Genomic DNA, 26049 nt, shown 5'->3' on the forward strand with positions numbered 1-26049 from the left:
CATGCTCTGCATTGGTTAATAAAGTTGGTTATTTGTCGAGGTGGGCAGCATTATGTCGATTTGCGGGAGAGTTTTCGCATGAAACGGAAATTGTCGTTGCGTCAGGAACCATGAGCCCGAGCCTGCAGGCGCAAATCGAGGCATGCCGGCTGTGTCGTGCGCGTTTCCGGGCCACCGCGACCGCCCATGAGCCGCGCCCCGTCGTCTGGTTCGCGCGCGGCGCGCGAATCCTCGTCGTGGGGCAGGCGCCGGGGATCCGCGTCCATGAGACGGGTCGGCCCTTCAACGACCGCTCGGGAGATCGCCTGCGCGACTGGATGGGCGTGGACCGCGAGACCTTTTACGATCGCACGCGCCTCGCGATCGCACCGATGGCCTTCTGCTTTCCCGGCTATGACGCGAAGGGCGCGGATCTTCCGCCGCCCGCGATCTGCGCCGAGACCTGGCGCGACCGGGTCAATGCCGAGATCGGCCCGGTCGATCTGACGCTTCTCGTGGGGGGTGCGGCGCAGCGCTGGTATCTGGGCACCCGCAGCGTCACCGAGACCGTGCGCGGCTGGCGCGCGCATGCGCCGGGCCTCTTTCCCTTGCCTCATCCGTCCTGGCGCAATACGGGATGGCTGAAGAAAAACCCCTGGTTCGAAGCGGAATTGCTGCCGGTTCTGCGCGCCCGGGTGAAGGAGCTGACATGACCCCCTATGACCGCGCCCATACCGCGATGGAAACCGACCCCGAGAACGAGGCGAAACGTCTCGCCGTCTATGACCGTCTGGCCGATGCCGAGCTGTTCCTGCTCCTCGAGGAAGAGCCCGAGGACGAGAATATCCGCCCGCAGGTCTTCTCGACCGAGGAGGGCGATTTCGTTCTGGTCTTCGACACCGAGGAGCGTCTGGGAGAGTTTGCCGACGGGCCCCAGCCCTATGCGGCGCTGCCCGGGCGCGTGATCGCGCAGCATCTGGTGGGCGAGGGGATCGGGCTCGGGATAAATCTGGGCGTGGCCGAGAGCGCGATGCTGCTGCCGCCCGAGGCGCTCGAATGGCTGAGCGAGACGCTGGCCCATGCGCCGCAGGCGGCAGAGGGCCGTCCGGTGGAGTTCACCGCGCCCGCGCTCTCGCCGGCGGTGCTGGGGCTGTTGCTGCCCGCTTTCGAGGCGAAGTTCGAACAGCTCGCGGGGCTCGCGCAATCGGCGGTTCTGGGCGGGGTGACCTATGAGGGCGGCCGGCGCGGCCATGTGCTCGCGATCATCGGCGCCGAGGAGCGGTTCCGCGCCGGGATCGCCAAGGCGATGGGCGAGGCGCTGACCTTCTCCGGCCTCGACGCGGGCGAGCTCGACGTGACCTTCCTCGGAGCGGACGAACCCGCGGCCGGGATCCTCCTCGCACAGGGGCTGGTTCTGCATGTGCCCGAGCGCGAGGAAGAGGAGGTCCAGGAGATCATCCCCGGCGCCGCTCCGGGCATGGACCCGACCAAGCCGCCGAAACTGCGCTGAGATAAGCTGCGCTTATTCGCGGGCGATCGAGATCAGTATTTCTGATCGTGGGCCTCGATCGAGGTTCGTCCTTGGCGCGGGGCGTCTGGCGACGTCGATCCTTCCGGATCGCCGCATCGGCGCTGGCATCGGGGGCTGAGGTGACAGGCGGGCGCTCGCCTCAAACATCCAGATCATCAGCGACGCGCCCCGCCCGAAAGCAGGGCGCGTCGCTGATGGTGTTCAGAGCTCGCTCGCGCGCACCTTGTCGATCATCGCCTGGGTGCCGCGCGCGTCCTCCAGCGTCCACGGATAGGGCGCGCCCTCGCGGATATGGCGGACGTAGTTCTCGACCTGGATCACGTATTGGTTCACGCCCGGGAAGCGCTGGACCCGGTCCGGCTCGCCCGTGCGGCTCAGCGTGACCTCGGCCTGATCGAAGACATTGGCGTTGAACGGGCAACTCAGGCGAATGAGCCCCGCGTCGCCCTGGAAGGTCACTTCCTGGCGCGGATGCAGCCGGGTCGAGGTGATCGCCGAATAGGTGAAGCCACCCTTCGCGCCGAGCATCTCGCCGGTCACATGGGTATAGGTGTCCACGCCGTTCTCGCGCTGGATCACCGAACGCAGCTCGCCCGGCTCGGCGCGCGCGGCGAAGCGGACCGAGGAATAGGCATAGACGCCGATATCGGGGATCGAGCCGCCACCCGTCTCGGGCTTGTTGCGGATATTCGTCGGATCGGGGTTGTTGAAGGAAAACACCACATCGGCATGGCGCAGCTCGCCGATCAGCCCCTCGTCGAGCCATTGCCGCGCGAGCTCCCATTGCGGGTGATGCACGATCATGTAGGCTTCCGTCGCGAACTTGCCCGAGGCGTCGCGCGCCGCGATCAGCCCGTCGATCTCCGAGGCTTCCATCGCGATCGGCTTCTCGCACAGCACATGCTTGCCCGCGGCGAGCGCCTTCTTGGTCCATTCGACGTGAAGCGTGTTGGGCAGCGGGATATAGACCGCCTCGATCTCGGGATCGGCCAGCAGCGCGTCATAGCTGTCATGCACCTTGAGATCGGGCGCGAAATCCTTGAAAGGCTGCGCCTTTTCGGCGCTCGAGGTGGCAAGCGCGGCAAGCCGTGCGCCCCTCGCGGCATGGATCGCCGGCCCCATGTGCTCACGCGCGAATTTCGCCGCGCCCAAGATACCCCAGTTCATTGCGTCCATGCTTACATCCTCCTGTGAATCGGGCGCGATGTTAGCGCGATCGGCGGGGGGCGCAATGGCGCGGCGGCGCGACTGTGCAATCGGAGTTGCGGGACGGGTCAGGGTCTCGAAAGCAGCAGACGCAAGCCCGCATAGCCGAAGACGGCGGCGAGGGTGCCCTCGATCCAGCGCCGCGAGGCGCGATAGGCGCGGCCCATCGCCGCGGTGGAGAAAACGAAGGCATAGCCGACATTGACCACGAGCCCGAGGCAGACGCAGCCGATCACGATGGCGGGCAGGGTATAGGCGGGCGCGCCCGGCTCGATCCCGAGCGACATCATCGCGATCCAACCCAGCACCGCTTTGGGATTGGTCAGGTGAATGAGCACGCCCTGGCGGTAAAAGGTCCTGTTCGTCGCGCCCGAGATCGTCTTCCCCCGCGGCGCCTCCGCGGCACATGCCGCGCGCAGGGATTTCCACGAGAGAAAGAGCAGGTAGGCACCGCCGGCGATCTTGATGGCGAAGATGGCTTGGGCGTAGGCGCTCAGGACCGCGGAAATCCCGGTCGCGGCGAGGGTCGCCCAGACCATGATCCCGGTCACCACGCCCAGGGCCAGCGCGATCGCGGGGATGCGCCCCCGGTTCATCGCGACGCCCATGATCGACAGGGTGCTGGGGCCGGGGCTGGCGACTGCGACCAGATAGGCCAGATAGACGAGCAGCAGATGATGGAGACTGTGCGGGATCATGGTTTCCGGCCTGCAGGGAGAACACGCCGCTACGCTGACCACGAATGTCGATCCGGTCAACGGTTTCTACCGGGCGCCCGGCCTATATGTCCCGTGCGCCCGCGTTCGGAGGGCCGGAAACGAAAAAGCCGCCCCCTTTCGGGAGCGGCGGGTACTCGTCACTGGCTACAGATCCGGTCAGGCGGGCACCGACATGCCCTTTTCCCGGGCAAGGTCGGTCATCCGCTTTTGCAGCTTCTCGAAGGCGCGGACCTCGATCTGGCGGATCCGCTCGCGGCTCACGCCGTACTGGCCCGAAAGCTCCTCGAGCGTCACCGGGGCGTCGCGCAGGCGGCGCTGCATCAGGATATCCTTCTCGCGCTCGTTCAGGACATCCATCGATTCCATCAGCATCTCGCGGCGCGCCTCGAGCTCCTCGGTTTCGGCATAGGCCTCGGCCTGGTCGGCATCCTCGTCCTCGAGCCAGTCCTGCCATTGCGCGGTGCCTTCGTCGCCGGCGCCGATCTGCGCGTTGAGCGAGGCATCCGAGCCCGACAGGCGCCGGTTCATCGAGATCACTTCCTGCTCGGTCACGTTCAGGTCATGGGCGATCTGGGCCACGTTCTCGGGGCGCATGTCGCCTTCTTCGTAGGCGCCGATCTTGGCTTTCGCCTTGCGCAGGTTGAAGAAGAGCTTCTTCTGCGCCGAGGTGGTGCCCAGCTTCACGAGACTCCACGAGCGCAGGATGTATTCCTGGATGGCGGCGCGGATCCACCACATCGCGTAGGTGGCAAGCCGGAACCCCTTCTCGGGATCGAAACGCTTGACCGCCTGCATCAGGCCGACATTCGCCTCCGAGATGACCTCGGCCTGCGGCAGGCCGTAGCCGCGATAGCCCATGGCGATCTTGGCCGCGAGCCGCAGATGCGACGTCACCAGCTGATGCGCGGCCTCGGTGTCCTGATGATCGGCCCACCGCTTGGCCAGCATGTATTCCTGCTCCGGTTCGAGAAGAGGAAACTTCCGGATCTCCTGCAGATACCGGTTGAGCCCCTGTTCCGGGCTGGGGGCCGGAAGATTGCTGTAACTCGTCATCTGTCTCCCAATACTCCGTTGTGGCAACCGCTCGATATGGGGAGCGCGGTTTCGTCTTTCAAGTAACGCGCGAGTCGTCCGCGCGGTTCACTCTCGGGCTGTCGCATATTGATATTAACGCAACATTAAGAGTTTTCCGTCTCGAAATTCTTAATTTTTTGTAAGGTTCGGGCGGGGCGGATCAGAGTACCGGCGAGAGGATCGACATCGCGTTGTTCACGATCCGCCAATGCAGCGGCCAGTCCGAGATGAGCTCATGCGTCAGCAGGCGCGAATCCGCGATCCAGCGGTCGTGTTGCTGCGCGATCTGCGTGCCGAGGGCGGCGTCCTCGATCAGCAGCGAGTTCTCGTAATTGAGCTCGAAGCTGCGCCGGTCGAGATTGGCCGAGCCGATGATCGCGACCCGCTCGTCGGCGAGAAGCGTCTTGGCGTGAAGCAGGCCCGGCGCGTGTTCGTGGATTTCGACGCCGGCCTCGACCAGCAACGGATAGAAGCTGCGCGCGGCATGGGCGACAAAGCGCGAGTCGTTGCGCCGCGGCACGATCACCCGGACCCGCACGCCGCGCCGGACCGCGGCGCGCAGGGCGGAGGCGATCTCCTCGCCGGGCACGAAATAGGGGGTGGTGAGGGAGACGCTCTCGCGCGCGGCCCCGATCACCGCGAGAAACACGTCGGGCACTCCGCGCGGATCGAGAAGCGGCCCGGTCGCGAAACTCACCGCGAGACCGCCCGCGGCGGGGCCCGTGAAGGGCGGCGCCTCGGAGAGCAGGCCCGAGATGTCCTCGCTCGTATGGGTGATCCAGTCGGTCGCGAAGATGTGCTGGGCCTGGGTCGCGAGCGGCCCTTCGAGGCGCAGCAGCACGTCGCGCCAGGGCGCGAATTTCGCCTTGATGCGGAATTCGGGGTCGGCGACGTTGCGGCTGCCCCAATAGGCGATGTGGCCGTCCACCACGAGGAGCTTGCGGTGATTGCGCAGGTCGATGCGCATCGTCGCGAGCTTGAAGAGCGGCCAGCGGAAGGAGAAGGCGACGCCGGTGCGCACGCCCGCCCGGCGCATCTCGCGCCAATGTGGCGAGCGCATGAATTGCCGCGCCCCCAGCCCGTCGACGAGAACCCGCACCGTCACGCCGCGGCGCGCCGCCGATGCCAGCGCTTCGGCGACCGCGATCCCGGTGCTGTCGGCAAGCCAGATATAGGTGGTCAGGTGGATCGTCTCGCGCGCGGAGCCGATATCGTCCAGCAGGGCGTCGATCTGCTCGCCGGTATCGGGCAGGAAGCGCGTCGCTCCCGCATAACCCGGCGCGTAGCCGTTCACCGCGGCGGCGCGGGCGAAGGCGGGACGATAGGCCGGTGAGACCGCCTCGATCGCCTCGGGCGTGGTCGCGGCGGGGGCGGGGAGGGCCGCGACGGTGGCCTTCAGCCGCCGCGCGATGCGCTGGTTGAGCCGCGTCTCGCCGATGAGGACGTAAAGGAGCACCCCCACGAAGGGGACCGAGAGGATCAGGATCGCCCAGCTCGCACGCACCGCGGGCGGCTTGTCGGGACGGGTGAGCACGCGCAGCAGCGCCGCGATCTGGCCGAGGAAGTGGACGAGAAGCGTGACCAGCTCTGCCCAGGTCACGAAGCGTCGCGCAGGCAGGTCACGAGCGCCTCCATATCCTCGGGCAGGGGTGCGGCGAAGGACAGGTTCTCGCCGGTCACCGGATGCTCGAAGCCGAGCGTCGCGGCATGGAGCGCCTGGCGCGGAAAGGTGCGCGCGGCCTCGGCCGCCGCCGGGCCGATCGCCTTTTCCGAGATCTTGCGCCGACCGCCATAGACCGGATCGCCGATCAGCCCGTGACCCGCATAGGCCATGTGGACGCGGATCTGGTGGGTGCGGCCGGTCTCGAGCCAGCAGTCGATCAGCGCGGCGGTGCCCTGGAACGCCTCGACGACGCGGGCGCGGGTGACCGCGTGACGTCCGCCATGCGCGACGACGGCCTGTTTCTGGCGGTCGGTCTTGTGGCGCGCGAGCTGGGTCGCGATCTTGAGCACGCCGCCCTGCTCGAAGCTCACGCCGTCGAGCCCGCGCAGACGCGGATCGGCCGGGTCAGGCACGCCGTGGCAGACCGCGAGGTAATGGCGATGCACGCTATGCGCCTCGAATTGCGCGGCGAGCCCGTGATGCGCGCGATCCGATTTCGCCACCACCAGCAGGCCCGAGGTGTCCTTGTCGATCCGGTGCACGATGCCGGGCCGCGCCTCGCCGCCCACGCCCGAGAGATTGCCGCCGAAATGATGCAGCAGCGCGTTCACCAGCGTGCCCTCGGGCGATCCGGGGGCGGGGTGGGTGACCATGCCCGCGGGCTTGTTCACCACGATCAGGTCCTCGTCCTCCCAGAGCACCTCGAGCGGGATCTCCTGGGCGACGGTCTCGACCGGCCGGGGCGGTTCGAGCGCGATCTGGTAGATCTCGCCTTCCTCGACCTTGGCCTTCTGGTCGGTGATCGCCGCGCCGTCGCGGCTGACCGAGCCCTCCGCGATCAGTCTGGCCAGCCGCGAGCGCGAGAGCGACGCTTCCTCTGGCACAGCCGCCGCCAAGGCCTTATCAAGGCGGGGACCCATCCCGGGCCCGATCTCTACGCTGAGGATCTGCTTGTCCATGTCCGACCTGCCTGATGACGACCTGCCAACGACGCTGCCACCCGATCTGCGCTTTCTCAAGCTCTTGGTGACGGTGCTGGCAGGCGTGATGATCGTGGGGCTTGTAGCGATTGTGGCGCTGCTTGTCATCCGCTTGCGCGCACCTTCTCCGTTGCCGCAGCTTCCCCCTGCGATCACGCTGCCCGCGGGCGCGCAGGCCGAGGCGGTGACCTTCGCGCGCAGCTACACGGTCGTGGTGACTAATCAGGGCGAGGTGCTGGTCTTCGACAAGGCGGGCAAGCAGGTCGGGCAGGTGCCGATCGGGGGCGCGGATGGAAATTGAGATCGAGATCGAGGATCCCCGCTGGGAGGCGCTCGGGCTGGAAGAGCTGGCCGAACGCGCCGCGCGGATGGTGCTGGAGGATCGGGGAATCGATCCGGCGCTGTGCAGGCTCTCGGTGCTGGCCTGCGACGACGCGCGCATCGCCGAGCTCAATGCCGAGTTCCGCGACAAGCCGAAGGCGACGAATGTGCTGAGCTGGCCCGCCGAGGAGCGCGGCGCCGAGGAGGCCGGGGCCGAGCCCATCGCTCCCGAACCCGACATCTTCGGCGAGATCGAGCTCGGCGACCTCGCGATCGCCTATGAAACCTGCGCGCGCGAGGCCGGCGAGCAGGACAAGAGCCTGGCCGATCACGCGCTTCATCTGCTCGTGCACGCGGTGCTCCACCTGCTCGGATACGACCATGTCCGCGACGAAGATGCGCGACTTATGGAACAAATCGAAATCCGGCTTCTTGAAAGCGTAGGAATCCGCAACCCATATGTGTAATCATCGGATCGCGGACGCGTCGTTTTTGGAAAGGAAATATGGGACAGGTCGCTGACGGGGGTTCCCCCGCCATTGCCGAAGCCTCGGAGAATTCCGAACCCGGGCAGTCTTCGGAGCCCGCCTCGCGCGGGTTGCTCAGCCGGTTCTTCGGTGCGCGTGCGCCCGAAACCGAAATTCAGGCAGAACAGCCCAAAGCCCCGCTGCCGGCCCCGCCGCCGGGTCTTGGCAACCTGCGCCGGATGCGCGTGGGTGACGTGGCGATCCCGAAAGTCGAGATCGAGGCCGTTCCTGTCACCATCACCCGCGACGAGCTGGTCGAGAAATTCCGCGAGCATGGCTATTCGCGCCTGCCGGTCTTCAAGGAGACGCTCGACACGCCGCTGGGGCTCGTGCACCTCAAGGATCTCGCGCTGGAATACGGGTTCGGCTCGGGCAACGGGCGGTTCTCGCTGCGCAAGCTGATCCGGCCTCTTCTCTATGTGCCGCCCTCGATGCCGATCGGCGTCCTGTTACAGAAGATGCAGGTCCAGCGCATCCACATGGCGCTGGTGATCGACGAATATGGCGGAGTGGACGGCCTCTTGACGCTCGAGGACCTGATCGAACAGGTGATCGGCGAAATCGAGGACGAACACGATGAGGCCGACGACGCCTATTGGCGCGAGGAGAAACCCGGTCAGTGGATCGTCCAGGCCCGCGCCCCGGTATGCGATTTCGAGGCCGTGACGGGGATGCGCCTCGCCGATGCCGAGGCCGAGGACGAGATCGACTCGATGGGCGGGCTCGTCTTCATGCAGCTGGGCCGTGTGCCGGCGCGCGGTGAGGTCGTGGTGGCCGAGAACGGTGTCGAATACGAGGTGGTCGATGCTGATCCGCGCCGGATCAAGAGGCTGCGCGTGCGGCTGCCCGGTGTGGCGCCGGCCGAATAAGCGCTCTATGACGGGCCCATGATCGAGATTCTCCGAGATGGTTTGCGCGCCCCGCTGAGGCCGCGCTGGCAGGTGCTGGCGCAGGCCGCTGTGCTGGGTGCTCTGGTGGCTGCGGGGCAGGCGCCCTTCGGTTTGTGGTGGATCGCGTTGCCTGCGCTGGCTGCGGCGGTGTGGCTGGCTACCGCTCAGCGCTGGCGGGCCTCGATGGCCTGGACCGGTTTCGCGACGGGCTTCGGCTATGCGCTCGCGGCGATGTTCTGGATCGTCGAGCCCTTCATGGTCGAGCCCGAGATCTATGGCTGGATGGCGCCCTTCGCGCTGGTGCTGATGGCGGCGGGCATGGGCGTGTTCTGGGCGGTGGGCTTCGGGCTCGGCGCGCTTGCGGGGCAGGGGCCGCGCAGCCGCGCGCTCGGGATCGCGCTTGGCATGGCAGCTTCGGACGCGCTGCGCTCCTATGTCTTCACCGGCTTTCCCTGGGTGCTGGTCGGACATGTCTGGATCGGCACGCCCGTGGCTCAGGCGGCGGCCTATATCGGGCCGCTGGGGCTGAGCCTGATCACGATGCTGGTGGCTGCCGCCCCCGCGATGACGCGCGGGATGCGGATCGCGCCGGCGCTCGGGGTCACGGGCGGGGCGCTCGCGGGGCTGGTGGCGCTCTGGCTCGGCGGCGCCGCGCGACTCGACGCGCCGGTCAGCCCGCGCGCCCAGCCGATCACTTTGCGGCTGGTGCAGCCCAACGCGCCGCAGGCGCTCAAATGGCTGCCCGAATACCGGATGAAATATTTCCAGCGGCTTCTCGATCTCTCGCATGAGCCGCCCGCGCAGGGCCAGCCCGAGCCCGACCTGATCGTCTGGCCGGAAACGGCGGTGCCGTTCCTGCTCGACCGCCCGCAGGGAGGTTTGGAGGTGTCGGCCGAGGCGGCCAATGGCATCCCGATCGCGATGGGCATCCAGCGCGGCGAGGGCAGCCGCTATTTCAATTCGCTCGCGGTGATCACGCCCGATGCCAAGGTCGAGGCGCTTTACGACAAGTCCCATCTCGTGCCCTTCGGCGAATACATCCCCTTCGGCGACGAGATGGCGAAATTCGGGATCACCGCTTTCGCAGCCCAGGTGGGCAATGGCTATTCGGCGGGGCCGGGCGAGCGGCTTCTGAACCTCGGCAAGCTCGGCCATGTCGCGCCGCTGATCTGCTACGAGGCGATCTTCCCGCAGGATCTGATGGATTTCCCGCAGCGGCCCGACTGGATCTTGCAGGTCACCAATGACGCCTGGTTCGGCACGCTGTCCGGGCCCTATCAGCACCTCGCGCAAGCCCGGCTGCGCGCGATCGAGCAGGGGCTGCCGCTGGCGCGCGACGCCAATACCGGGGTCTCGGCGATGATCGACGCGAAGGGGCGGATCGTGGCGAGCCTCGGGATGGACCGGACCGGCAAGCTCGACGTGGCGCTGCCGCCCGCGCTGGAGCCCACGCTCTATTCGCAGATCGGGGATCTGCCCGTCATTGCCGCGATCGTTGCGTTTCTCGCTCTTGTCTCAATCTTTTCGCGTATTGGCGTTGACCGCACGAGACGCGAGGTCTAGCTACAAATCTCGAACCGCTCCAACGGCTTCCTGACGGAGTGGGGATTTCAATCAACGGAGCACTTCTCATGGCACGCGCGAATTACGTCTTCACCTCCGAATCCGTTTCGGAGGGGCATCCCGACAAGGTCTGTGACCGGATCTCGGATGCGGTCCTCGATGCTTTCCTCGCGGAGGAGCCCAACGCGCGCGTCGCATGCGAGACCTTCGCCACCACCAATCAGGTCGTCGTCGGCGGCGAGGTGGGGCTGTCGGACAAGACCAAGCTGGCCGAATATCTCGAAGGCATCGACAAGATCGTGCGCGATTGCGTCAAGGATATCGGCTACGAGCAGGACGAGTTTCACTGGGCGACGCTGAAGGTCGCGAATTTCCTGCACCCGCAATCGGCCCATATCTCGCAAGGCGTCGACAAGGACGGGGCCGGGGATCAGGGGATCATGTTCGGCTACGCGACCGACGAGACGCCCGAACTGATGCCCGCGCCGATCCATTATGCCCATGCGATCCTGCGTCGTCTGGCCGAGGCGCGCAAATCGGGCGCCGAGCCCGAACTGCGCCCCGATGCGAAATCGCAGCTCTCGGTGCGCTACGAGAACGGCCGCCCCGTGGGCGTCACCCAGATCGTGCTCTCGACCCAGCACGCGCATGAACACCAGACCTCGGACGATATCCGCGCCATCGTCGAGCCCTATATCCGCGAGACCCTGCCCGAGGGCTGGATCACGCCCGAGACCGAATGGTGGGTGAACCCGACCGGGACTTTCGTGATCGGCGGGCCGGATGGCGACGCAGGCCTCACCGGGCGCAAGATCATCGTCGACACCTATGGAGGCGCTGCCCCGCATGGCGGCGGCGCGTTCTCGGGCAAGGACCCGACCAAGGTGGACCGCTCGGCCGCCTATGCCGCGCGCTACCTGGCGAAGAACGTGGTCGCCGCGGGCATGGCGAAGAAATGCGTCATCCAGGTGAGCTATGCGATCGGGGTCGCCAAGCCGCTCTCGATCTATGTCGACACTTTCGGGACCGGCGAGGTCGATGACGAGGCGATCGAACGCGCCGTGGGGCAGGTGATGGACCTCACCCCCCGGGGCATCCGCGAGACGCTCGACCTGTGCAAGCCGATCTACGAGCGCACCGCGGCCTACGGGCATTTCGGGCGCGCGCCCGAACCCGATGGCGGCTTCTCCTGGGAGAAGGCCGACCTGATCGACGCATTGAAGAAGGCCGTGTGAGATGAGCACCGATGTGACCGGCCTGACCCAGCTGGGCCAGGCGACCGACCTGCCGAACGCGCCCGAGGACGCGGTTCTCGAGCGGGTTCCGCAGCCGCGCGAGGGCGAGCGGTACCTCGTGCGCTTCACCGCGCCCGAATTCACCTCGCTCTGCCCGCTGACCGGACAGCCCGATTTCGCGCATATCATGATCGACTACGTGCCGAAGGACTGGCTCGTCGAGAGCAAGTCGCTCAAGCTCTTCCTCGGCAGCTTCCGTAATCACGGGGCTTTCCACGAGGATTGCTCGGTGATGATCGGCCAGCGGCTGCGCGATCTGCTCGAGCCCGAATGGCTGCGCATCGGCGCCTATTGGTATCCGCGCGGCGGCATCCCGATAGACGTGTTCTGGCAGACCGGGCCGCAACCCGCCGATATGTGGATCCCCGATCAGGGCGTGCCGCCCTATCGCGGGCGCGGCTGAGCGCAGCTGACCGCGACACATTCAGGAAGAAAAGGCCCCCCATTCGCGGGGCCTTTTGCATTATGCGATGGCCGGGGGATCAGCCGCGCGACGCCGCGCCGCGCCGGTCGAGCGAGAACGCGCCTGCGCCCATCGACACGATCATCAGCATCCCGCCCGCGATCGAGACGTTCTTCATGAAGTTGATCATCTGGCCCTGCGCCTCCATTCCGGTCGCGTCGAGCCCCGGCAGGTAGTGGAACAGGAAGCCCGAGAGCAGGGTGAAGCCCGCCAGCAGGAAGGCCACGATCCGGGTCTTCCAGCCCAGAACCAGCGCGAGCCCGCCGCCGATCTCGGTCAGGATCACGAGCGGCAGCAGCGCGCCGGGCACGCCCATCGCCTCCATGTAACCCTGCGTGCCGGCATAGCCGGTGATCTTCTGGAAGCCCGCGATCACGAAGATCTGGGCGAGGAGGAGGCGGCCGAGCGGGGCCGCGAGGTCGGAGAGTTTCGTCATGAGCTGGTCCTTCATCTGGTCATCTGTCTTGCCCGAAGGCGATGCCCTGACTTCTACCCTGTGCGAAAATTTAGAGAATGCCGATGGGGGCAGATAATATGCGCAAAAACGAACAGATCTCCCGGGGCGCCGATCCCGCTTGCGCCGCGCCGCCTTTCGCGCCAGCCTGCGCGCGCAGCCGAACGAGCCCGAAGGAGGCCCCGATGCCCGACGCCCTGCGCTATGCCGCCATCATGCTCGCCGCCGGGATCGGGATCCCGGTGCTCGCCGCGCTCAACGCCCAGCTCGGCGGACGGATCGGATCGCCCGCGGTGGCGGCGGTCGTGCTGTTTTGCGTGGCGCTCGGCGGTGCGGTGGCGGCGATGATGGTGACCACCGGCCCGTCGCCCATCGCGCGCCTGCCGGGCCAGCCCTGGTATCTGTTTCTCGCCGGTCTCTTCGTCGCCTTCTACGTGCTCTCGGTCACCTTCATCGCGCCGCGCTTCGGGGTCGGCAACGCGATCTTCTTCGTCCTGCTCGGCCAGATGATCTCGGCCGCCGCGATCGACCAGTTCGGGCTCTTTGGCGCGGCGATACGCCCACTGACGCTGATGCGCGGCGCGGGGATCGGCTTCATGTGCCTGGGGCTCTTCCTGATCCAGAAGGCTTGAGTTCCGCCCCGCATGCGGCTAGAGGCGCGGCCATGAGTGAGCATGATGACACCGCCCCGAGCGGCACGCCCCCGGAACAGCCCTGGCGCAATTTCTACGGACGCCGCCACGGCAAGACGCTGAACAAGGCGCAGAAGGACTATCTGCGCGAGGATCTGGACCGGCTCTCGCCCGGTCCGGTCGGCTGGGATGTGAACCCCGAGCGCGCGCCTCTCGACATGGCGGCGCGGTTCCTCGGCAAGCCGGTCTGGCTCGAGGTCGGGTTCGGCGGCGGCGAGCATCTGGCGCATATGGCCAAGACCTATCCGGGCGTCGAGATCATCGGCTGCGAGCCCTTCATCAACGGGGTCGCGATGCTGCTGGGCAAGCTGCGCCGCGAGGGGATCACCAATGTCGCGGTGCATCCGGGCGATGCGCGCGACCTGATGGACGTGCTGCCCGAGGGCTCGATCGAGAAGGCCTTCCTGCTCTATCCCGACCCCTGGCCGAAATCGAAGCACCACCGTCGGCGCTTCGTTACCGACGAGCATCTCGAACCGCTGCACCGTGCGCTCAAGCCCGGCGCGGAGTTCCGCGTGGCGACCGACATTCCTGATTATGTCCGCCAGACGGTGGAGGAGGTTCCCAAGGCCGGGTTCGAGCCGCTTTTCGAGGTCCCCGCGGCTTTCGATTTCGACGATCCGCAGCCGGTTTCCGGCGATTGGGACACGCCCTGGGAGGACTGGCTCTCCACGCGCTACGAGCAAAAGGCGCTGCGCGAGGGCCGCAAGCCGCATTACCTGACCTATCGCCGAATCTGAGCCCTTCCGCCTCCCGCCGGATCGCGCTAACACGGGCGCGACGAAATGAGGGAGGCGACATGTCCGGCCACGGCACCCCGATCAAGATGACCTCGCGCAAATGCGGGCCCCTTACGGGCATCGCAGAGGTTCCCGGCGACAAGTCGATCAGCCACCGCGCGCTGATCCTCGGCGCGCTCTCGGTGGGCGAGACCAGGATCTCCGGTCTGCTCGAGGGCGAGGACGTGCTCGACACCGCCAAGGCGATGCGGGCCTTCGGCGCCGAGGTGACGCAGCACGGCCCCGGAGAATGGTCGGTGCACGGCGTGGGCGTGGGCGGCTTCGCGGAACCCGATCAAGTCATCGATTGCGGCAATTCGGGCACCGGCGTGCGGCTGATCATGGGGGCGATGGCGACCTCGCCGATCGCCGCGACCTTCACCGGCGATGCGAGCCTGCGCAAACGCCCGATGGGCCGCGTCACCGACCCGATCGCTATGTTCGGCGCGCAGGCCTATGGCCGACAGGGCGGCAAACTGCCGATGACCATCCTGGGCGCGGCCGACCCGGTGCCGGTGCGCTACGCGACGCCGATGGCCTCGGCGCAGGTGAAATCGGCGGTGTTGCTGGCAGGGCTGAACGCGCCGGGCCAGACCGTGGTGATCGAGAAGACCCCGACCCGCGACCATACAGAGCGGATGCTGCGCGGCTTCGGTGCCGAGATCTCGACCGAGGAAACCGCCGAAGGCCATGTCATCACCCTTCAGGGCCGCCCCGAGCTGGTCGCGCAGGAGGTCGCGGTGCCGCGCGATCCGTCCTCGGCGGCCTTCCCGGTCTGCGCCGCGCTGATCGTGCCCGGCTCGGAGATCGTGGTGCCCGGCGTCAGCCAGAACCCGACCCGCAACGGGCTTTTCATCACGCTCAAGGAAATGGGCGCCGACATCACGTTCGAGAACGAGCGAGAGGAGGGCGGCGAGCCGGTGGCCGATCTGCGCGTGCGCTATTCGGAGCTGCACGGGCTCGAGGTGCCCGCCGCGCGCGCCTCGGCCCAGATCGACGAATACCCGATCCTTTCGGTCGTCGCGGCCTTCGCGACGGGCGTGACGCGGATGCCCGGCGTGCATGAGCTGCGGGTGAAGGAAAGCGACCGGATCGACGCGATGGCGCGCGGGCTCGAGGCCAATGGCGTAAAGATCGAGGAAGACGAGGACACGCTGATCGTGCATGGCTGCGGGCCGCAGGGCGTGCCGGGCGGCGCGATCGCCGCCTCCCATCTCGACCACCGCATCGCGATGAGTTTCATGGTGCTCGGCATGGCCGCGCAGGAGCCGGTCTCGGTCGATGACGGATCGCCGATTGCCACCTCCTTCCCGGTCTTCGAGGATTTGATGGCGGGGCTCGGGGCCCGGATCGTCAGGGAAAACGGCTAGGACGGGACGCTCCGCGGGGGGTATTTGACCCAGGTGAAGGCGGGAGAGGCTTCCTCTTCACCTGGAGATAAATACCCCCGCCGGAGGCATCCGCCGGTCGCCAGGAAGAAAGAGGAGCGAGAATGCGCTTCACCATTGCCATCGATGGACCCGCCGCCGCGGGCAAGGGCACGATCAGCCGCGCGGTCGCCGAGCGGTTCGGCTTTGCCCATCTCGATACCGGTGCGCTTTACCGCGCGGTGGGCGTGAAGGCGCAGGCCACCGGGCGCGATCCGGTCGACACGGCAAGGTCACTCTCGCCGGCCGATCTCGAGCGCGACGATCTGCGCACGCTCGCGGCGGGGCAGGCGGCCTCGAAGGTCGCAGCACTTCCCGAGGTGCGCGCGGCCCTGGTCGATTTCCAGCGCGAGTTCGCGCGGCGCGAGGGGGGCGCGGTGCTCGACGGGCGCGATATCGGCACGGTGATCTGCCCCGGGGCGGAGGTGAAACTCTTCGTGACCGCCTCGCCCGAGGTGCGCGCGCATCGGCGCTGGCTCGAGGTCGGAGGCGACGAGGTGCAGGTTCTGGCCGAGGTGCGCGAGCGTGACGCGCGCGACATGAACCGCGCCGATGCGCCGCTCCGGCCCGCCGAGGATGCCTTGGTGATCGACACCTCCGATCTGAGCATCGAGGAGGCGGTGGCCGCGGCCTGCGCGGCGGTTGCGGCGCGGCTTGCCTGACTGGCGGGCGGGCATGATCCGGGCTAGTCTGGGCCATGTTACGAGCATTTCTGATCCTGCTTCTTCTGGCACTGCCCGTGTCGGCCGAACCCCGGCCGCAGGGGCTCCTCTGGGCCGAGACGGGCCTGCCGCGCACCTTGCCGTTGCAGATCAAATCCGCGCCCGGGCGCGATATCTATCTCGTGCTGCGGGACGTGGCGACGGGGCAGGATGTCATGGGCGGCTATGCGCGGGGCGGCGCGTTCTTCCGTCTGCTCGTGCCGCCGGGTCGCTTCGAGCTTCAGCTCGCGCTCGGGGCGCCCGAAGACTGGCAGGGGCTCCGCGATCTCTTCGGGCCCGGCACGCTGCGATTGCGGGTCACGCCTCCTCTCGTTTTCGGGGTCACGGGATATGCGCGCAAGAGCGGGCATCTGATCGACCTGCGCGATCTGGGCCAGATCACGCAAAGCCCGCTCGGGATCTGTCAGGATCTCCTCCTCGATCCCGAGAGCGTGAGCGTGGAGCCGGACACTCCGATGCCCGGTGTAAGCCCTCGGGATCCCAACGAGATCCGCGATCCCAAGGTGCCGAAATATCGTTCGGTGAGCCGGATCTGCGATTGAATGGGGGGCGGTTTGCGGATAGGGTATCACGGAAATGTGAGCCCGATGCCTCGTGACGGCGTATTGAGACCGAAGCCACCCCGGGATGACCGCGATGATGACCCGTCTTGCCGCCGCAATTCTGTCGCTTTGTCTTTGCGTGACGATGGCGCAGGCCGAGATGGCGGCCCCGGCCGATCTGCAGTTCGATCTCGTCGAAGGGGAGAAGGTGCGCCTTGCCGATTACCGCGGCAAGGTCGTCCTGGTGGTCAACACCGCCTCGAAATGCGGCTACGCGCCCCAGTTCACCCAATTGCAGGATCTGGCCGAGCGCTATGCCGAGAAGGGGCTGGTGGTCCTCACCGTGCCCTCGAACGATTTCAAGCAGGAGCTGTCGAGCGCCGAGGAGGCCAAGCGCTATTGCGCGATGACCTTCGGGGCGGATCTGCCGATGGCGCGGATCACCAAAGTGACCGGCGCGCAGGCGCATCCGTTCTACAGCTGGCTGCGCGAGAGCCGGGGCTTCGAGCCGAGCTGGAATTTCAACAAGGTGCTGCTGGATCGCGACGGCAATGTCGCGGCGACCTACCGCGCTCCGACCAAGCCGCTCTCCGATGCGATGGAACGCGCGATCGAGGCTGCGCTGGCGGCACCGGCGCACGGCTGAGAAGGCGCTCCCTCGCGCGCGGGCGCGACCAAAGCGCGCTCGAAGCCAGATTTATCTTGCTGTACAGGCAAATCGCGCCTATATCGGCGCGGTCTGAGAGGGTCGGGTCTTGCCCGGCGCTCGCCTTCGTGCATTCGGACAGTTCAACGAAAGACCGGCGGAGCCAACCGCATGGCCAGAAAACTGAATATGAAAAGGAACTCGTAAACGCATGTCGCAAAATGCAAGCATGGAAGAATTCGAGGCGCTTCTGAATGAAAGCCTCGAGATCGACACCCCCCAAGAGGGTTCGGTCGTCAAAGGCAAGGTCATCGCCGTCGAGGCGGGCCAGGCCATCATCGATGTCGGCTACAAGATGGAAGGCCGCGTCGAGCTGAAAGAATTCGCCAATCCCGGCGAGGCTCCGCAGATCGAGATCGGCGACGAGGTCGAGGTGTATCTCGACCGCGTGGAAAACGCCCGCGGCGAAGCCGTGATCTCGCGTGAGAAAGCCCGCCGTGAAGAGGCATGGGATCGTCTCGAGGCAGCCTACGCCAAGGAAGAGCGCGTCGAAGGCGCCATCTTCGGTCGCGTCAAGGGTGGCTTCACCGTCGATCTCGGGGGTGCGGTTGCGTTCCTTCCGGGCTCGCAGGTCGACGTGCGCCCCGTGCGCGATGCCGGCCCGCTCATGGGTCTCAAGCAGCCCTTCCAGATCCTCAAGATGGACCGTCGCCGCGGCAACATCGTTGTCTCGCGCCGTGCGATCCTCGAGGAAAGCCGTGCCGAACAGCGCGCCGAGGTCATCGCGAACCTCTCCGAAGGTCAGGTCGTGGACGGTGTGGTCAAGAACATCACCGAATACGGTGCCTTCGTGGATCTGGGCGGTGTCGACGGCCTGCTGCACGTCACCGACATGGCGTGGCGCCGCGTGAACCATCCCTCGGAGATCCTGTCGATCGGCGAGACCGTGAAGGTCCAGGTCGTCAAGATCAACAAGGAAACCCACCGCATCTCGCTCGGCATGAAGCAGCTGCAGTCGGATCCGTGGGATTCGGTCGAAGCCAAGTTCCCGCTGAATTCGGTTCATACCGGCCGCGTGACCAACATCACCGATTACGGTGCGTTCGTCGAGCTGGAGCCGGGCGTCGAGGGCCTCGTGCACGTCTCGGAAATGAGCTGGACCAAGAAGAACGTCCATCCCGGCAAGATCGTCTCGACCAGCCAGGAAGTCGAAGTCATGGTGCTCGAGATCGACACCGCGAAGCGCCGCGTCTCGCTTGGCCTCAAGCAGACCATGCGCAACCCGTGGGAAGTCTTCGCCGAGACCCACCCGGTCGGCACCGTCATCGAGGGCGAAGTCAAGAACATCACCGAATTCGGTCTGTTCATCGGTCTCGAGAACGATATCGACGGCATGGTGCACCTCAGCGACCTGAGCTGGGACCAGCGTGGCGAAGATGCGATCCAGAACTACCGCAAGGGCGACGTGGTCAAGGCCGCGGTCACCGAGGTGGATATCGAGAAAGAGCGTATCTCGCTCTCGATCAAGGCGCTCGACGCCGACACCTTCTCGGATGCCGTTGACGGCGTGAAGCGCGGCTCGATCGTCACCGTCGAAGTGACCGCGATCGAGGATGGCGGGATCGAGGTGGAATATAACGGCATGAAGTCGTTCATCCGCCGCTCGGATCTGGCCCGCGACCGTGCCGACCAGCGCCCCGAGCGCTTCCAGGTCGGCGACAAGGTCGATGTGCGCGTCACCAACGTGGACAGCAAGACCCGCAAGCTCGGCGTGTCGATCAAGGCACGCGAGATCGCCGAAGAGAAAGAGGCCGTGGAACAGTACGGTTCGTCGGACTCGGGTGCGAGCCTAGGCGACATTCTCGGCGCGGCCCTGCGCGGCGACCAGTAAGAGACGCGGGCCTCACGGCCCCGACGGAAGGCCCCGCCGTATGGCGGGGCCTTTTCATTTCGATTCGCGCGATGCGAAGCCGCGGGGCTGCGGGCCGCCGAACAGCGGCGGTTTTCTGCAGATGCGAAGAGGCAAATTTCGGCCGGTGCCGCGCCGCGCGGCCAAAAAATGCGGTTTTTCCAATCCTTTGCTGTTCCGCGTTCGCAGGAATGCTCCTATAGTCGTGCCCATTCGCGCGTGAGAATCCGGGGGGTTACACCCGGAAAAAGCCCGTGGGGGGAACCTGACATGATCCGCTCTGAGTTGATCGCGAAGATTGCCGAAGAGAACCCGCACCTGTTCCAGCGGGACGTGGAGAAGATCGTCAACACGATCTTCGAGGAGATCACCGAAGCCTTGGCCAACGGCGACCGCGTCGAGCTCCGCGGCTTTGGCGCCTTCTCGGTGAAGAAACGCGACGCGCGCACCGGGCGCAACCCGCGCACCGGCGAGGCCGTCGATGTCGATGAGAAACACGTTCCCTTCTTCAAGACCGGCAAGCTGCTGCGCGACCGGCTGAACGGGAAAGAGGAATAAGACCCCATGATCCGCATGCTTCGGCTGCTGTTTCTTGGCCTTCTGGCCGTGATCCTGATCGTTCTGGCGCTTGCCAACCGGCAGATCGTCACGCTGCGCCTGCTGCCGCCCGAACTGGGGCAGTTCCTCGGCGTGGACTGGGCGATTCCGGTGCCGCTTTTCCTCGTGATTCTGGCAGGCGCGCTGATCGGGCTCCTGATCGGCTTCGTCTGGGAATGGCTGCGGGAGGCGCGTCTGCGCCGCGAGGGCGCGCGCGCGAGCCGCAAGGCCAGCAAGCTCGAAGCCGAGGTGAAGACCCTGCGCAAGGACAAGGACGGGCCCGAGGACGAGGTGCTCGCGCTCCTCGATCGGCCCGGGCGCTGAGATGCCGACCGTCGCGATCGACAGGGGCGCATCGGGTCCGGTGCGCGTGAAGATCTGCGGCCTGCGCACGCCCGAGGATGTGGCGGCCGCGGTCGCGGCGGGCGCCCGCTATCTCGGCTTCGTCTTCTTCCCGAAATCGCCGCGCCATCTCGAGATCGCCGCGGCGCGCGAACTCGCGCTCGAGGTGCCGCCGGGCGTCGCCAAGGTGGCTCTGACGGTGAATGCGACGGATGCAGACCTGGCCGCGATCTGCGATGCGGTTCCGCTCGACATGTTGCAGCTTCACGGCACCGAAACCCCCGCGCGCGTGGCCGAGATCCGCGACCGCTTCGGGCTGCCGGTGATGAAGGCGGTGGGCGTGGCCGAGGCCGCGGACCTGCCGAAGATCGCCGAATACGAGGCGGTGGCCGACCAGATCCTCGTCGATGCCAAACCCCCGAAGGGGGCCGAGCTGCCGGGCGGCAACGGGCTGGCCTTCGACTGGCGGCTGATCGCGGGCCGCGAATGGGACAAGCCCTGGATGCTCGCGGGCGGGCTGACGCCGGAGAATGTGGGCGCGGCGATCGAGCTGACCGGCGCGCGGCAGGTCGATGTCTCCTCGGGCGTGGAAAGCGCGCCGGGGCAGAAGGATGCGGGCAGGATCCGCGCCTTTCTGGCGGCCGCGCAGGCCTGAACCGGGGGCGAGGGGCGCTGCCCCTCTGACCGTCGGCCATTCACCCCGGGGTATTTTCGTCTAGATGAAGGGGGCGGGGGATTTATCTCGTCGCGCTTTGGCGATACACCCCTTTTCGAGACAATCGCGCGAGGTGAGCCATGGCCGACGATCTGATCAACTCCTTCATGACCGGACCCGACGAGAACGGGCGTTTCGGCATTTTCGGCGGGCGTTTCGTCTCGGAGACGCTGATGCCGCTGATCCTCGCGCTCGAGAAGGAATACGAGAAGGCCAAGACCGATGCGAGTTTCTGGGCCCAGATGGACGATCTGTGGACCCATTATGTCGGCCGGCCCTCGCCGCTCTATTTCGCGCCCCGGCTGACCGAGGAGCTGGGCGGCGCGAAGATCTATCTCAAGCGCGACGAGCTCAACCATACCGGCGCGCACAAGATCAACAACGTGCTGGGGCAGATCCTGCTGGCGCGGCGCATGGGCAAGACCCGGATCATCGCCGAAACCGGCGCCGGGCAGCACGGGGTGGCGACGGCCACGGTCTGCGCCAAGTTCGGGCTGAAATGCGTGGTCTACATGGGCGCGACCGATGTCGAGCGGCAGGCGCCCAACGTGTTCCGGATGCGGCTTCTGGGCGCCGAGGTGGTGCCGGTGAAATCGGGCCGCGGCACGCTCAAGGACGCGATGAACGATGCGCTGCGTGACTGGGTCACCAATGTGCGCGACACCTTCTATTGCATCGGTACGGTCGCGGGCCCGCACCCCTATCCGGCGATGGTGCGCGATTTCCAGTCGGTGATCGGCAAGGAAGTGCGCTGGCAACTCGCCGAGCAGGAAGGCGAGGGGCGTCTTCCCGATACGGTGATCGCCGCGATCGGCGGCGGGTCGAACGCGATGGGGCTGTTCTATCCCTTCCTCGACGACCCTTCCGTGCGGATCATCGGGGTCGAGGCGGGCGGCCACGGCGTCGACGAGAAGATGGAGCACTGCGCCTCGCTCACCGGCGGGCGTCCGGGCGTGCTGCATGGCAACCGGACCTATCTGCTGCAGGACGATGACGGGCAGATTCTCGAAGGGCATTCGATCTCGGCCGGGCTCGACTATCCCGGCATCGGGCCCGAGCATTCCTGGCTGCACGATATCGGGCGCGCCGAATATGTCTCGATCACCGACAAGGAGGCGCTCGAGGCGTTCAAGGTCTCGTGCCGGCTCGAGGGGATCATCCCGGCGCTCGAGCCCTCCCATGCGCTGGCGCATGTGATGAAGATCGCGCCGGAGCTGCCGCGCGAGCATATCATCGTGATGAACATGTGCGGCCGAGGCGACAAGGACATCTTCACGGTGGCGAAGCATCTGGGCGTCGATATCGCGACGTGAGGCGCATAAACTCAGGTTTATGGCGATCAACCGGGGATTGCGGGGCCCGATATAACCCTCGGGCAAATGGACGGTGGCGGCGCGGGGCGCCAATCTCGCTCCACCGGCCGCGTTTCTGCGGCGTTCCAGTCACGGAGGAGATCGAGACATGAACATGAAAACCCCTCTTGCGATCCTGGCCGTCCTCGCGGCGGGCACCCATTTCGCCGCCGCCGAGGTGTCGACCCAGGGCATCGTCGACAATCTGCAGGCGAATGGCTTTACCGGGATCGAGGTCACCGTCGGCCCCGGCCAGGTCAAGGCCGAGGGATACAATCCCGACGGCACGAAGATCGAGGTGGTCTATGACCGCTCCACGGGCAAGATCCAGAAGCAGGAAATGCACCGCGTCCGTTCGGGCGAGAGCATTCCGCAGGGCGTCGAGATGAAGAACGGCTCCGAGGATTTCACCGATGACAGCTCGGACGATCACGACCACATGGGCGATGACAGTTCCGACGACCATGGCGACGATCACGGCATGTCGAGCGATGACGGCCCCGATCACGACAGCTCGGACGATCACGATTCGCATGACAGCTCGGATGACAGCAGCGATTCCGGCCATGACGACAGCGGCAGCGACGACTGACGCATCTGCCCCCTTGCCCGGCGCCTGTCGCGCCGGGCATAACGGGGGCGCAAGAGTATCGGAGGACCCTGCATGAACAGGCGCAGGTTTCTGATCGTGACCTCGGCGCTGATGGCGCTCGGGGCAGGGGCGGCGCAAGCCGAGACCGCGGCCGAGGCCGTGGTGCGCCAGCTCAAATCCTTCGGCTATGGCGATATCGACGTGAACCGCACGCTTCTGGGCCGGGTCCGGATCACCGCAGCGCGCGGCGCGGTGTCGCGTGAGATCGTGATCGACCCGCGCACCGGCGAGGTGCTGCGCGATCTCTCGCGCTCGGGCCACACACCGATCCTGAACGGGCCGGGCGGCGGGACGGGCAGAGGCTCGGGCGGTTCGGGCGGTTCGGGGTTGTCGAACGCCTCGGGCGGAGATGACGGCTCGGATGACGGGGCCCACGACAGCTCCGATGACAGCTCGGACAGTGGGTCGGATGACAGCTCGGATCACGACTCGGATTCGGGCAGCGACAGCAGCGATGACGGCAGCGACGGTGAGCATGATTGAGCCGTCGCATCGCCCCGGGAGGCGCCGATGACCACGCGGATGCGGCGCGCGATCTTCGTCGGGGCGATCTTCCTGTTTCAGGCGGTCTGCGCGCTGTTCTTCATCTCCGATATCCTGCTATCCGTCTTCGGCCTCTATGTGGCGCCGATCAGCTGGCGCAGCCGCGAGATCCTCGAGATCGGCGCGGCGCTCGGTCTTTTGCTGGGGCTTGTTCTGGGCGCGATCGCGCTGGCCAACGCCCTGCATGAGGGCGCGCGGACGAAGGCGCGGCTGCGCCGGGCGACCTCGGCCTTCCACGACCTGATCGAGGAACGCTTCGCCCAATGGGGGCTTACCGCGGCCGAGCGCGAGGTCGCGCTGTTCGCCATCAAGGGGCTTTCGATCGCCGAGATCGCGAGCCTGCGCGACACCTCGGAAGGCACCGTGAAGGCGCAGAGCGCCGCGATCTACCGCAAGGCGGGGGTGAACGGGCGGGGCGCGCTTCTGTCGGTCTTCGTCGACGACCTGATCGATGACCGCTTCCTGCCCGCGGCGAAAACCGCCTCCAAACCCGACGATGCCGGGGTGAAGGCGGCGCAGTGACGCCAAGCCGCAGGGCCGCGGCCCCGCCGGCTTCAGAAGACGTGGTTCACATGGCCCATCTTGCGGCCCGGCTTGACCTCGGCCTTGCCGTAGAGATGGATCTGGTTCCGAGATTCACGGGCAAGCTGCGGCACGCGCTCGACATCCTCGCCGATCAGGTTGGTCATCTCGACATCGGCATAGCGTGCACCGTCTCCGAGCGTCCAGCCGGTGATTGCGCGGATATGCTGCTCGAACTGGTCCACCGTGCAACCCGCCTGGGTCCAGTGCCCGGTATTGTGGACGCGCGGGGCGATCTCGTTGACGATCAGCTGGTCGCGGGTGACGAAGAGCTCCACCCCCATCACGCCGACATAATCGAGTTTGGTGAGGATCTTGGCCGCCAGCAGCACCGCGTCGGTGCGCTGCATGTCGGTGATCGCGGCGGGCACGGTGGTGGTGCGCAGGATGCCGCCCTCGTGCTTGTTCTGGCCGGGATCGTAGCAGGAAATCGAGCCGTCGAGCCCGCGCGCGCCGATCACCGAGATCTCCTTGAAGAAATCGACGAAGCCTTCGAGGATCGCGGGCGCGCCGTTCAGCTCGGCCAGCGCGGCTTCGGCTTGATCGGTGCTCTCGATCAGCACCTGACCCTTGCCGTCATAGCCGAAGCGGCGGGTCTTGAGGATCGCGGGGGTGCCGATCTCGGCGAGCGCCTCGCGCAGATCCTCGAGATCGTCGACCGCCGCGAAGGGCGCGGTCGCGAGCCCCAGATCGTTGAGGAAGGCCTTCTCCACCAGCCGGTCCTGGCTCGCGGCGAGGGCGCGGCGGTTGGGGCGGATCGGCTTGAGGCTCTCGAGAAGATCGAGCGCCGAGGTGGGGATGTTCTCGAATTCGTAGGTGATGACATCGACGGCCCCGGCAAAGGCGCGCAAGGCGGCCGCGTCCTCGTAAGGCGCGGTCGTCACCGCATGGGCGACATCGGCGGCGGGCGGGTTGGCGCCCGGCTCGTAGATATGGGTCTTGTAGCCGAGCCGCGAGGCCGCGACCGAGAGCATCCGGCCGAGCTGGCCGCCGCCGAGAATGCCGATCACCGATCCCTGGGGCAGAACGTCACTCATCGCTGGGCTCCTCGGGGATCGAGGCCGAGAGCGCCGCGCGCCAGGCATCGAGGCGTTCGGCCAGCGAAGGGTCGGAGATCGCGAGGATGCCGGCGGCCATCAGACCCGCATTGGCGGCTCCCGCGGCGCCGATCGCCATGGTGGCGACGGGGAAGCCCTTGGGCATCTGCACGATGGAATAGAGGCTGTCCACGCCCGAGAGCGCACGGGTCTGCACCGGCACGCCGATCACCGGCACGCGGGTCTTCGAGGCCATCATCCCCGGCAGATGGGCGGCACCACCGGCGCCTGCGATGATCACATGCAGCCCACGCTCCGCGGCGGTCTTGCCGTAATCCCAGAGCCGGTCGGGTGTGCGATGGGCCGAGACGATCTTCGTCTCATAGGCCACGCCGAGTTCGTCGAGAATGTTCGCCGCTTCTTTCATCGTGGACCAGTCCGACTGGCTGCCCATGATGATTCCCACTTTCACGCCCATGCAATCCCCTCTCGCAGATGGAGCGCGCACTATAGAAATCTGTGCCGTGGCGGCAAGCCCTGCGGCAAGCCGTGCCTGTCGGGCGCGATCAGGCGATGATGTCGGGGGTGAGCTGGTCCTCGATCCGCGCGATCTCGTCCTTGAGCTGTAGTTTCTGCTTCTTCAGCCGCACGAGGCGCAGTTGGTCGGAATGGCCCGCGCTGCTCAGCGCGTGGATCGCTTCGTCGAGGTCGCGGTGCTCGCGCTTGAGCACCTCGAGCTTCATGCGGAGCACCTCTTCGGGGTTCATCTCGATATGGGCATTCATATCCGGCTTCCGGTTCTGACGCGACAAAGTACAAGCGCCCGACTCGTTCAGGGCGGTCGGGC

Annotated in this window: 31 protein-coding genes and 1 riboswitch; of the genes, 22 read left to right on the forward strand and 9 right to left on the reverse strand. The window is 66.6% G+C overall.

All coding sequences use genetic code 11. The features are described from left to right. Positions 1 to 110: 110 nt before the first annotated feature. Both DW2_RS12030 and DW2_RS12035 read left to right on the forward strand, forming a co-directional pair. Positions 111 to 692: a uracil-DNA glycosylase family protein gene (locus DW2_RS12030; RefSeq protein WP_038146896.1), complete on the forward strand. Its 582-nt coding sequence runs from the start codon at positions 111 to 113 to the stop codon at positions 690 to 692. Beyond that, complete coding sequence (locus DW2_RS12035) at positions 689 to 1489, forward strand: SseB family protein (RefSeq protein WP_038146899.1); 801 nt, start codon at positions 689 to 691, stop codon at positions 1487 to 1489. The genes DW2_RS12030 and DW2_RS12035 overlap by 4 nt, the downstream gene beginning before the upstream one ends. A gap of 222 nt (positions 1490 to 1711) precedes the next feature. Here DW2_RS12035 and DW2_RS12040 read toward each other — a convergent pair whose 3' ends face one another. The 5 genes from DW2_RS12040 to DW2_RS12060 form a co-directional block, all read right to left on the reverse strand. Further along, complete coding sequence (locus DW2_RS12040; RefSeq protein ID WP_038146902.1) at positions 1712 to 2686, reverse strand: Gfo/Idh/MocA family protein; 975 nt, start codon at positions 2684 to 2686, stop codon at positions 1712 to 1714. Positions 2687 to 2784: 98 nt separating this feature from the next. Further along, positions 2785 to 3414 carry a LysE family translocator gene (locus DW2_RS12045; protein ID WP_038146903.1) on the reverse strand — a complete coding sequence of 210 codons (630 nt, stop codon included), beginning with the start codon at positions 3412 to 3414 and terminating at the stop codon, positions 2785 to 2787. 177 nt (positions 3415 to 3591) lie between these two features. Next, the gene (rpoH, locus tag DW2_RS12050; RefSeq protein WP_038146904.1) at positions 3592 to 4488 is read right to left on the reverse strand and encodes an RNA polymerase sigma factor RpoH; all 897 of its coding nucleotides are present in this window, start codon (positions 4486 to 4488) and stop codon (positions 3592 to 3594) included. 181 nt (positions 4489 to 4669) lie between these two features. Then, entirely contained in the window at positions 4670 to 6109 is a 1440-nt protein-coding gene (gene cls, locus DW2_RS12055; protein WP_051855963.1) for a cardiolipin synthase, read from the reverse strand. After that, on the reverse strand, positions 6106 to 7131 hold the full coding sequence (locus DW2_RS12060; protein ID WP_038146908.1) for an RluA family pseudouridine synthase: 1026 nt from the start codon (positions 7129 to 7131) through the stop codon (positions 6106 to 6108). Before DW2_RS12060 ends, cls begins: the two co-directional genes overlap by 4 nt. On the opposite strand from DW2_RS12060, the gene DW2_RS12065 reads away from it, so the two are divergent. The 6 genes from DW2_RS12065 (at position 7130) to queF (ending at position 12151) form a co-directional block, all read left to right on the forward strand. Beyond that, positions 7130 to 7453, forward strand: a complete 324-nt coding sequence (locus DW2_RS12065) for a DUF6476 family protein (RefSeq protein WP_038146910.1) — start codon at positions 7130 to 7132, stop codon at positions 7451 to 7453. The genes DW2_RS12060 and DW2_RS12065 overlap by 2 nt on opposite strands. Next, positions 7443 to 7940, forward strand: coding sequence for an rRNA maturation RNase YbeY (ybeY, locus tag DW2_RS12070; RefSeq protein ID WP_038146912.1), 498 nt, complete (start codon positions 7443 to 7445; stop codon positions 7938 to 7940). Before DW2_RS12065 ends, ybeY begins: the two co-directional genes overlap by 11 nt. Before the next feature lie 38 nt (positions 7941 to 7978). Next, on the forward strand, positions 7979 to 8869 hold the full coding sequence (locus tag DW2_RS12075; RefSeq protein ID WP_038146913.1) for a hemolysin family protein: 891 nt from the start codon (positions 7979 to 7981) through the stop codon (positions 8867 to 8869). Positions 8870 to 8887: 18 nt separating this feature from the next. Then, the gene (gene lnt / locus DW2_RS12080) at positions 8888 to 10453 is read left to right on the forward strand and encodes an apolipoprotein N-acyltransferase (protein WP_038146915.1); all 1566 of its coding nucleotides are present in this window, start codon (positions 8888 to 8890) and stop codon (positions 10451 to 10453) included. Positions 10454 to 10464: 11 nt separating this feature from the next. Beyond that, positions 10465 to 10515, forward strand: a riboswitch (SAM-SAH riboswitch). Positions 10516 to 10521: 6 nt separating this feature from the next. Next, positions 10522 to 11688: a methionine adenosyltransferase gene (gene metK / locus DW2_RS12085; protein ID WP_038146917.1), complete on the forward strand. Its 1167-nt coding sequence runs from the start codon at positions 10522 to 10524 to the stop codon at positions 11686 to 11688. Between the two features lies 1 nt (position 11689). Beyond that, positions 11690 to 12151, forward strand: coding sequence for a preQ(1) synthase (gene queF, locus DW2_RS12090; protein ID WP_038146919.1), 462 nt, complete (start codon positions 11690 to 11692; stop codon positions 12149 to 12151). 79 nt (positions 12152 to 12230) lie between these two features. Here queF and DW2_RS12095 read toward each other — a convergent pair whose 3' ends face one another. Further along, a complete protein-coding gene (locus tag DW2_RS12095; RefSeq protein WP_238321320.1) occupies positions 12231 to 12662 on the reverse strand; it encodes a DoxX family protein in 432 nt (143 codons plus the stop codon). Positions 12663 to 12850: 188 nt separating this feature from the next. On the opposite strand from DW2_RS12095, the gene DW2_RS12100 reads away from it, so the two are divergent. From DW2_RS12100 to DW2_RS12165, 14 genes are all read left to right on the forward strand, one after another. Further along, a complete protein-coding gene (locus tag DW2_RS12100) occupies positions 12851 to 13297 on the forward strand; it encodes a DMT family transporter (RefSeq protein ID WP_038147048.1) in 447 nt (148 codons plus the stop codon). A 32-nt stretch (positions 13298 to 13329) separates the two neighbouring features. After that, a complete protein-coding gene (trmB, locus tag DW2_RS12105; RefSeq protein WP_038146921.1) occupies positions 13330 to 14097 on the forward strand; it encodes a tRNA (guanine(46)-N(7))-methyltransferase TrmB in 768 nt (255 codons plus the stop codon). Positions 14098 to 14156: 59 nt separating this feature from the next. Beyond that, a complete protein-coding gene (aroA, locus tag DW2_RS12110) occupies positions 14157 to 15506 on the forward strand; it encodes a 3-phosphoshikimate 1-carboxyvinyltransferase (RefSeq protein WP_038146924.1) in 1350 nt (449 codons plus the stop codon). Positions 15507 to 15628: 122 nt separating this feature from the next. Next, entirely contained in the window at positions 15629 to 16225 is a 597-nt protein-coding gene (locus tag DW2_RS12115; protein ID WP_038146927.1) for a (d)CMP kinase, read from the forward strand. Positions 16226 to 16260: 35 nt separating this feature from the next. Further along, positions 16261 to 16827: a hypothetical protein gene (locus tag DW2_RS12120; protein ID WP_051855966.1), complete on the forward strand. Its 567-nt coding sequence runs from the start codon at positions 16261 to 16263 to the stop codon at positions 16825 to 16827. 94 nt (positions 16828 to 16921) lie between these two features. Further along, positions 16922 to 17473: a glutathione peroxidase gene (locus DW2_RS12125; RefSeq protein ID WP_238321321.1), complete on the forward strand. Its 552-nt coding sequence runs from the start codon at positions 16922 to 16924 to the stop codon at positions 17471 to 17473. Positions 17474 to 17684: 211 nt separating this feature from the next. Further along, entirely contained in the window at positions 17685 to 19364 is a 1680-nt protein-coding gene (rpsA, locus tag DW2_RS12130) for a 30S ribosomal protein S1 (RefSeq protein WP_038146929.1), read from the forward strand. A gap of 288 nt (positions 19365 to 19652) precedes the next feature. Further along, complete coding sequence (gene ihfB, locus DW2_RS12135) at positions 19653 to 19940, forward strand: integration host factor subunit beta (RefSeq protein ID WP_038146931.1); 288 nt, start codon at positions 19653 to 19655, stop codon at positions 19938 to 19940. Between the two features lie 6 nt (positions 19941 to 19946). Beyond that, positions 19947 to 20303 carry a lipopolysaccharide assembly protein LapA domain-containing protein gene (locus DW2_RS12140; protein WP_038146932.1) on the forward strand — a complete coding sequence of 119 codons (357 nt, stop codon included), beginning with the start codon at positions 19947 to 19949 and terminating at the stop codon, positions 20301 to 20303. A 1-nt stretch (position 20304) separates the two neighbouring features. Beyond that, entirely contained in the window at positions 20305 to 20976 is a 672-nt protein-coding gene (locus DW2_RS12145) for a phosphoribosylanthranilate isomerase (protein WP_051855969.1), read from the forward strand. Positions 20977 to 21116: 140 nt separating this feature from the next. After that, on the forward strand, positions 21117 to 22349 hold the full coding sequence (gene trpB, locus DW2_RS12150) for a tryptophan synthase subunit beta (RefSeq protein ID WP_038146933.1): 1233 nt from the start codon (positions 21117 to 21119) through the stop codon (positions 22347 to 22349). Positions 22350 to 22497: 148 nt separating this feature from the next. Then, the gene (locus DW2_RS12155) at positions 22498 to 22980 is read left to right on the forward strand and encodes a PepSY domain-containing protein (protein ID WP_038146935.1); all 483 of its coding nucleotides are present in this window, start codon (positions 22498 to 22500) and stop codon (positions 22978 to 22980) included. A gap of 72 nt (positions 22981 to 23052) precedes the next feature. Beyond that, positions 23053 to 23523, forward strand: coding sequence for a hypothetical protein (locus DW2_RS19095; RefSeq protein WP_051855972.1), 471 nt, complete (start codon positions 23053 to 23055; stop codon positions 23521 to 23523). Positions 23524 to 23550: 27 nt separating this feature from the next. Then, positions 23551 to 24105, forward strand: coding sequence for a helix-turn-helix transcriptional regulator (locus tag DW2_RS12165; protein ID WP_238321322.1), 555 nt, complete (start codon positions 23551 to 23553; stop codon positions 24103 to 24105). Positions 24106 to 24137: 32 nt separating this feature from the next. On the opposite strand, the gene DW2_RS12170 is transcribed toward DW2_RS12165, so the two are convergent. From DW2_RS12170 to DW2_RS12180, 3 genes are all read right to left on the reverse strand, one after another. Next, a complete protein-coding gene (locus DW2_RS12170) occupies positions 24138 to 25202 on the reverse strand; it encodes a 5-(carboxyamino)imidazole ribonucleotide synthase (protein ID WP_038146937.1) in 1065 nt (354 codons plus the stop codon). Further along, the gene (purE, locus tag DW2_RS12175) at positions 25195 to 25680 is read right to left on the reverse strand and encodes a 5-(carboxyamino)imidazole ribonucleotide mutase (RefSeq protein ID WP_038146939.1); all 486 of its coding nucleotides are present in this window, start codon (positions 25678 to 25680) and stop codon (positions 25195 to 25197) included. Before purE ends, DW2_RS12170 begins: the two co-directional genes overlap by 8 nt. Positions 25681 to 25768: 88 nt before the next feature. Further along, complete coding sequence (locus tag DW2_RS12180; protein ID WP_038146942.1) at positions 25769 to 25987, reverse strand: YdcH family protein; 219 nt, start codon at positions 25985 to 25987, stop codon at positions 25769 to 25771. Positions 25988 to 26049: the final 62 nt, after the last annotated feature.

Origin of the sequence: Thioclava atlantica (assembly GCF_000737065.1) — a bacterium.
Taxonomy (GTDB): Bacteria; Pseudomonadota; Alphaproteobacteria; order Rhodobacterales; family Rhodobacteraceae; genus Thioclava; species Thioclava atlantica.

Coding starts and splice junctions, on each gene's coding strand:
- DW2_RS12030 (WP_038146896.1), top strand. CDS start 111: ATGAGCCCGAGCCTGCAGGCGCAAATCGAGGCATGCCGGCTGTGTCGT.
- DW2_RS12035 (WP_038146899.1), top strand. CDS start 689: ATGACCCCCTATGACCGCGCCCATACCGCGATGGAAACCGACCCCGAG.
- DW2_RS12040 (WP_038146902.1), bottom strand. CDS start 2,686: ATGGACGCAATGAACTGGGGTATCTTGGGCGCGGCGAAATTCGCGCGT.
- DW2_RS12045 (WP_038146903.1), bottom strand. CDS start 3,414: ATGATCCCGCACAGTCTCCATCATCTGCTGCTCGTCTATCTGGCCTAT.
- rpoH (WP_038146904.1), bottom strand. CDS start 4,488: ATGACGAGTTACAGCAATCTTCCGGCCCCCAGCCCGGAACAGGGGCTC.
- DW2_RS12065 (WP_038146910.1), top strand. CDS start 7,130: ATGTCCGACCTGCCTGATGACGACCTGCCAACGACGCTGCCACCCGAT.
- DW2_RS12060 (WP_038146908.1), bottom strand. CDS start 7,131: ATGGACAAGCAGATCCTCAGCGTAGAGATCGGGCCCGGGATGGGTCCC.
- ybeY (WP_038146912.1), top strand. CDS start 7,443: ATGGAAATTGAGATCGAGATCGAGGATCCCCGCTGGGAGGCGCTCGGG.
- DW2_RS12075 (WP_038146913.1), top strand. CDS start 7,979: ATGGGACAGGTCGCTGACGGGGGTTCCCCCGCCATTGCCGAAGCCTCG.
- lnt (WP_038146915.1), top strand. CDS start 8,888: ATGATCGAGATTCTCCGAGATGGTTTGCGCGCCCCGCTGAGGCCGCGC.
- metK (WP_038146917.1), top strand. CDS start 10,522: ATGGCACGCGCGAATTACGTCTTCACCTCCGAATCCGTTTCGGAGGGG.
- queF (WP_038146919.1), top strand. CDS start 11,690: ATGAGCACCGATGTGACCGGCCTGACCCAGCTGGGCCAGGCGACCGAC.
- DW2_RS12095 (WP_238321320.1), bottom strand. CDS start 12,662: ATGAAGGACCAGCTCATGACGAAACTCTCCGACCTCGCGGCCCCGCTC.
- DW2_RS12100 (WP_038147048.1), top strand. CDS start 12,851: ATGCCCGACGCCCTGCGCTATGCCGCCATCATGCTCGCCGCCGGGATC.
- trmB (WP_038146921.1), top strand. CDS start 13,330: ATGAGTGAGCATGATGACACCGCCCCGAGCGGCACGCCCCCGGAACAG.
- aroA (WP_038146924.1), top strand. CDS start 14,157: ATGTCCGGCCACGGCACCCCGATCAAGATGACCTCGCGCAAATGCGGG.
- DW2_RS12115 (WP_038146927.1), top strand. CDS start 15,629: ATGCGCTTCACCATTGCCATCGATGGACCCGCCGCCGCGGGCAAGGGC.
- DW2_RS12120 (WP_051855966.1), top strand. CDS start 16,261: ATGTTACGAGCATTTCTGATCCTGCTTCTTCTGGCACTGCCCGTGTCG.
- DW2_RS12125 (WP_238321321.1), top strand. CDS start 16,922: ATGATGACCCGTCTTGCCGCCGCAATTCTGTCGCTTTGTCTTTGCGTG.
- rpsA (WP_038146929.1), top strand. CDS start 17,685: ATGTCGCAAAATGCAAGCATGGAAGAATTCGAGGCGCTTCTGAATGAA.
- ihfB (WP_038146931.1), top strand. CDS start 19,653: ATGATCCGCTCTGAGTTGATCGCGAAGATTGCCGAAGAGAACCCGCAC.
- DW2_RS12140 (WP_038146932.1), top strand. CDS start 19,947: ATGATCCGCATGCTTCGGCTGCTGTTTCTTGGCCTTCTGGCCGTGATC.
- DW2_RS12145 (WP_051855969.1), top strand. CDS start 20,305: ATGCCGACCGTCGCGATCGACAGGGGCGCATCGGGTCCGGTGCGCGTG.
- trpB (WP_038146933.1), top strand. CDS start 21,117: ATGGCCGACGATCTGATCAACTCCTTCATGACCGGACCCGACGAGAAC.
- DW2_RS12155 (WP_038146935.1), top strand. CDS start 22,498: ATGAACATGAAAACCCCTCTTGCGATCCTGGCCGTCCTCGCGGCGGGC.
- DW2_RS19095 (WP_051855972.1), top strand. CDS start 23,053: ATGAACAGGCGCAGGTTTCTGATCGTGACCTCGGCGCTGATGGCGCTC.
- DW2_RS12165 (WP_238321322.1), top strand. CDS start 23,551: ATGACCACGCGGATGCGGCGCGCGATCTTCGTCGGGGCGATCTTCCTG.
- DW2_RS12170 (WP_038146937.1), bottom strand. CDS start 25,202: ATGAGTGACGTTCTGCCCCAGGGATCGGTGATCGGCATTCTCGGCGGC.
- purE (WP_038146939.1), bottom strand. CDS start 25,680: ATGGGCGTGAAAGTGGGAATCATCATGGGCAGCCAGTCGGACTGGTCC.
- DW2_RS12180 (WP_038146942.1), bottom strand. CDS start 25,987: ATGAATGCCCATATCGAGATGAACCCCGAAGAGGTGCTCCGCATGAAG.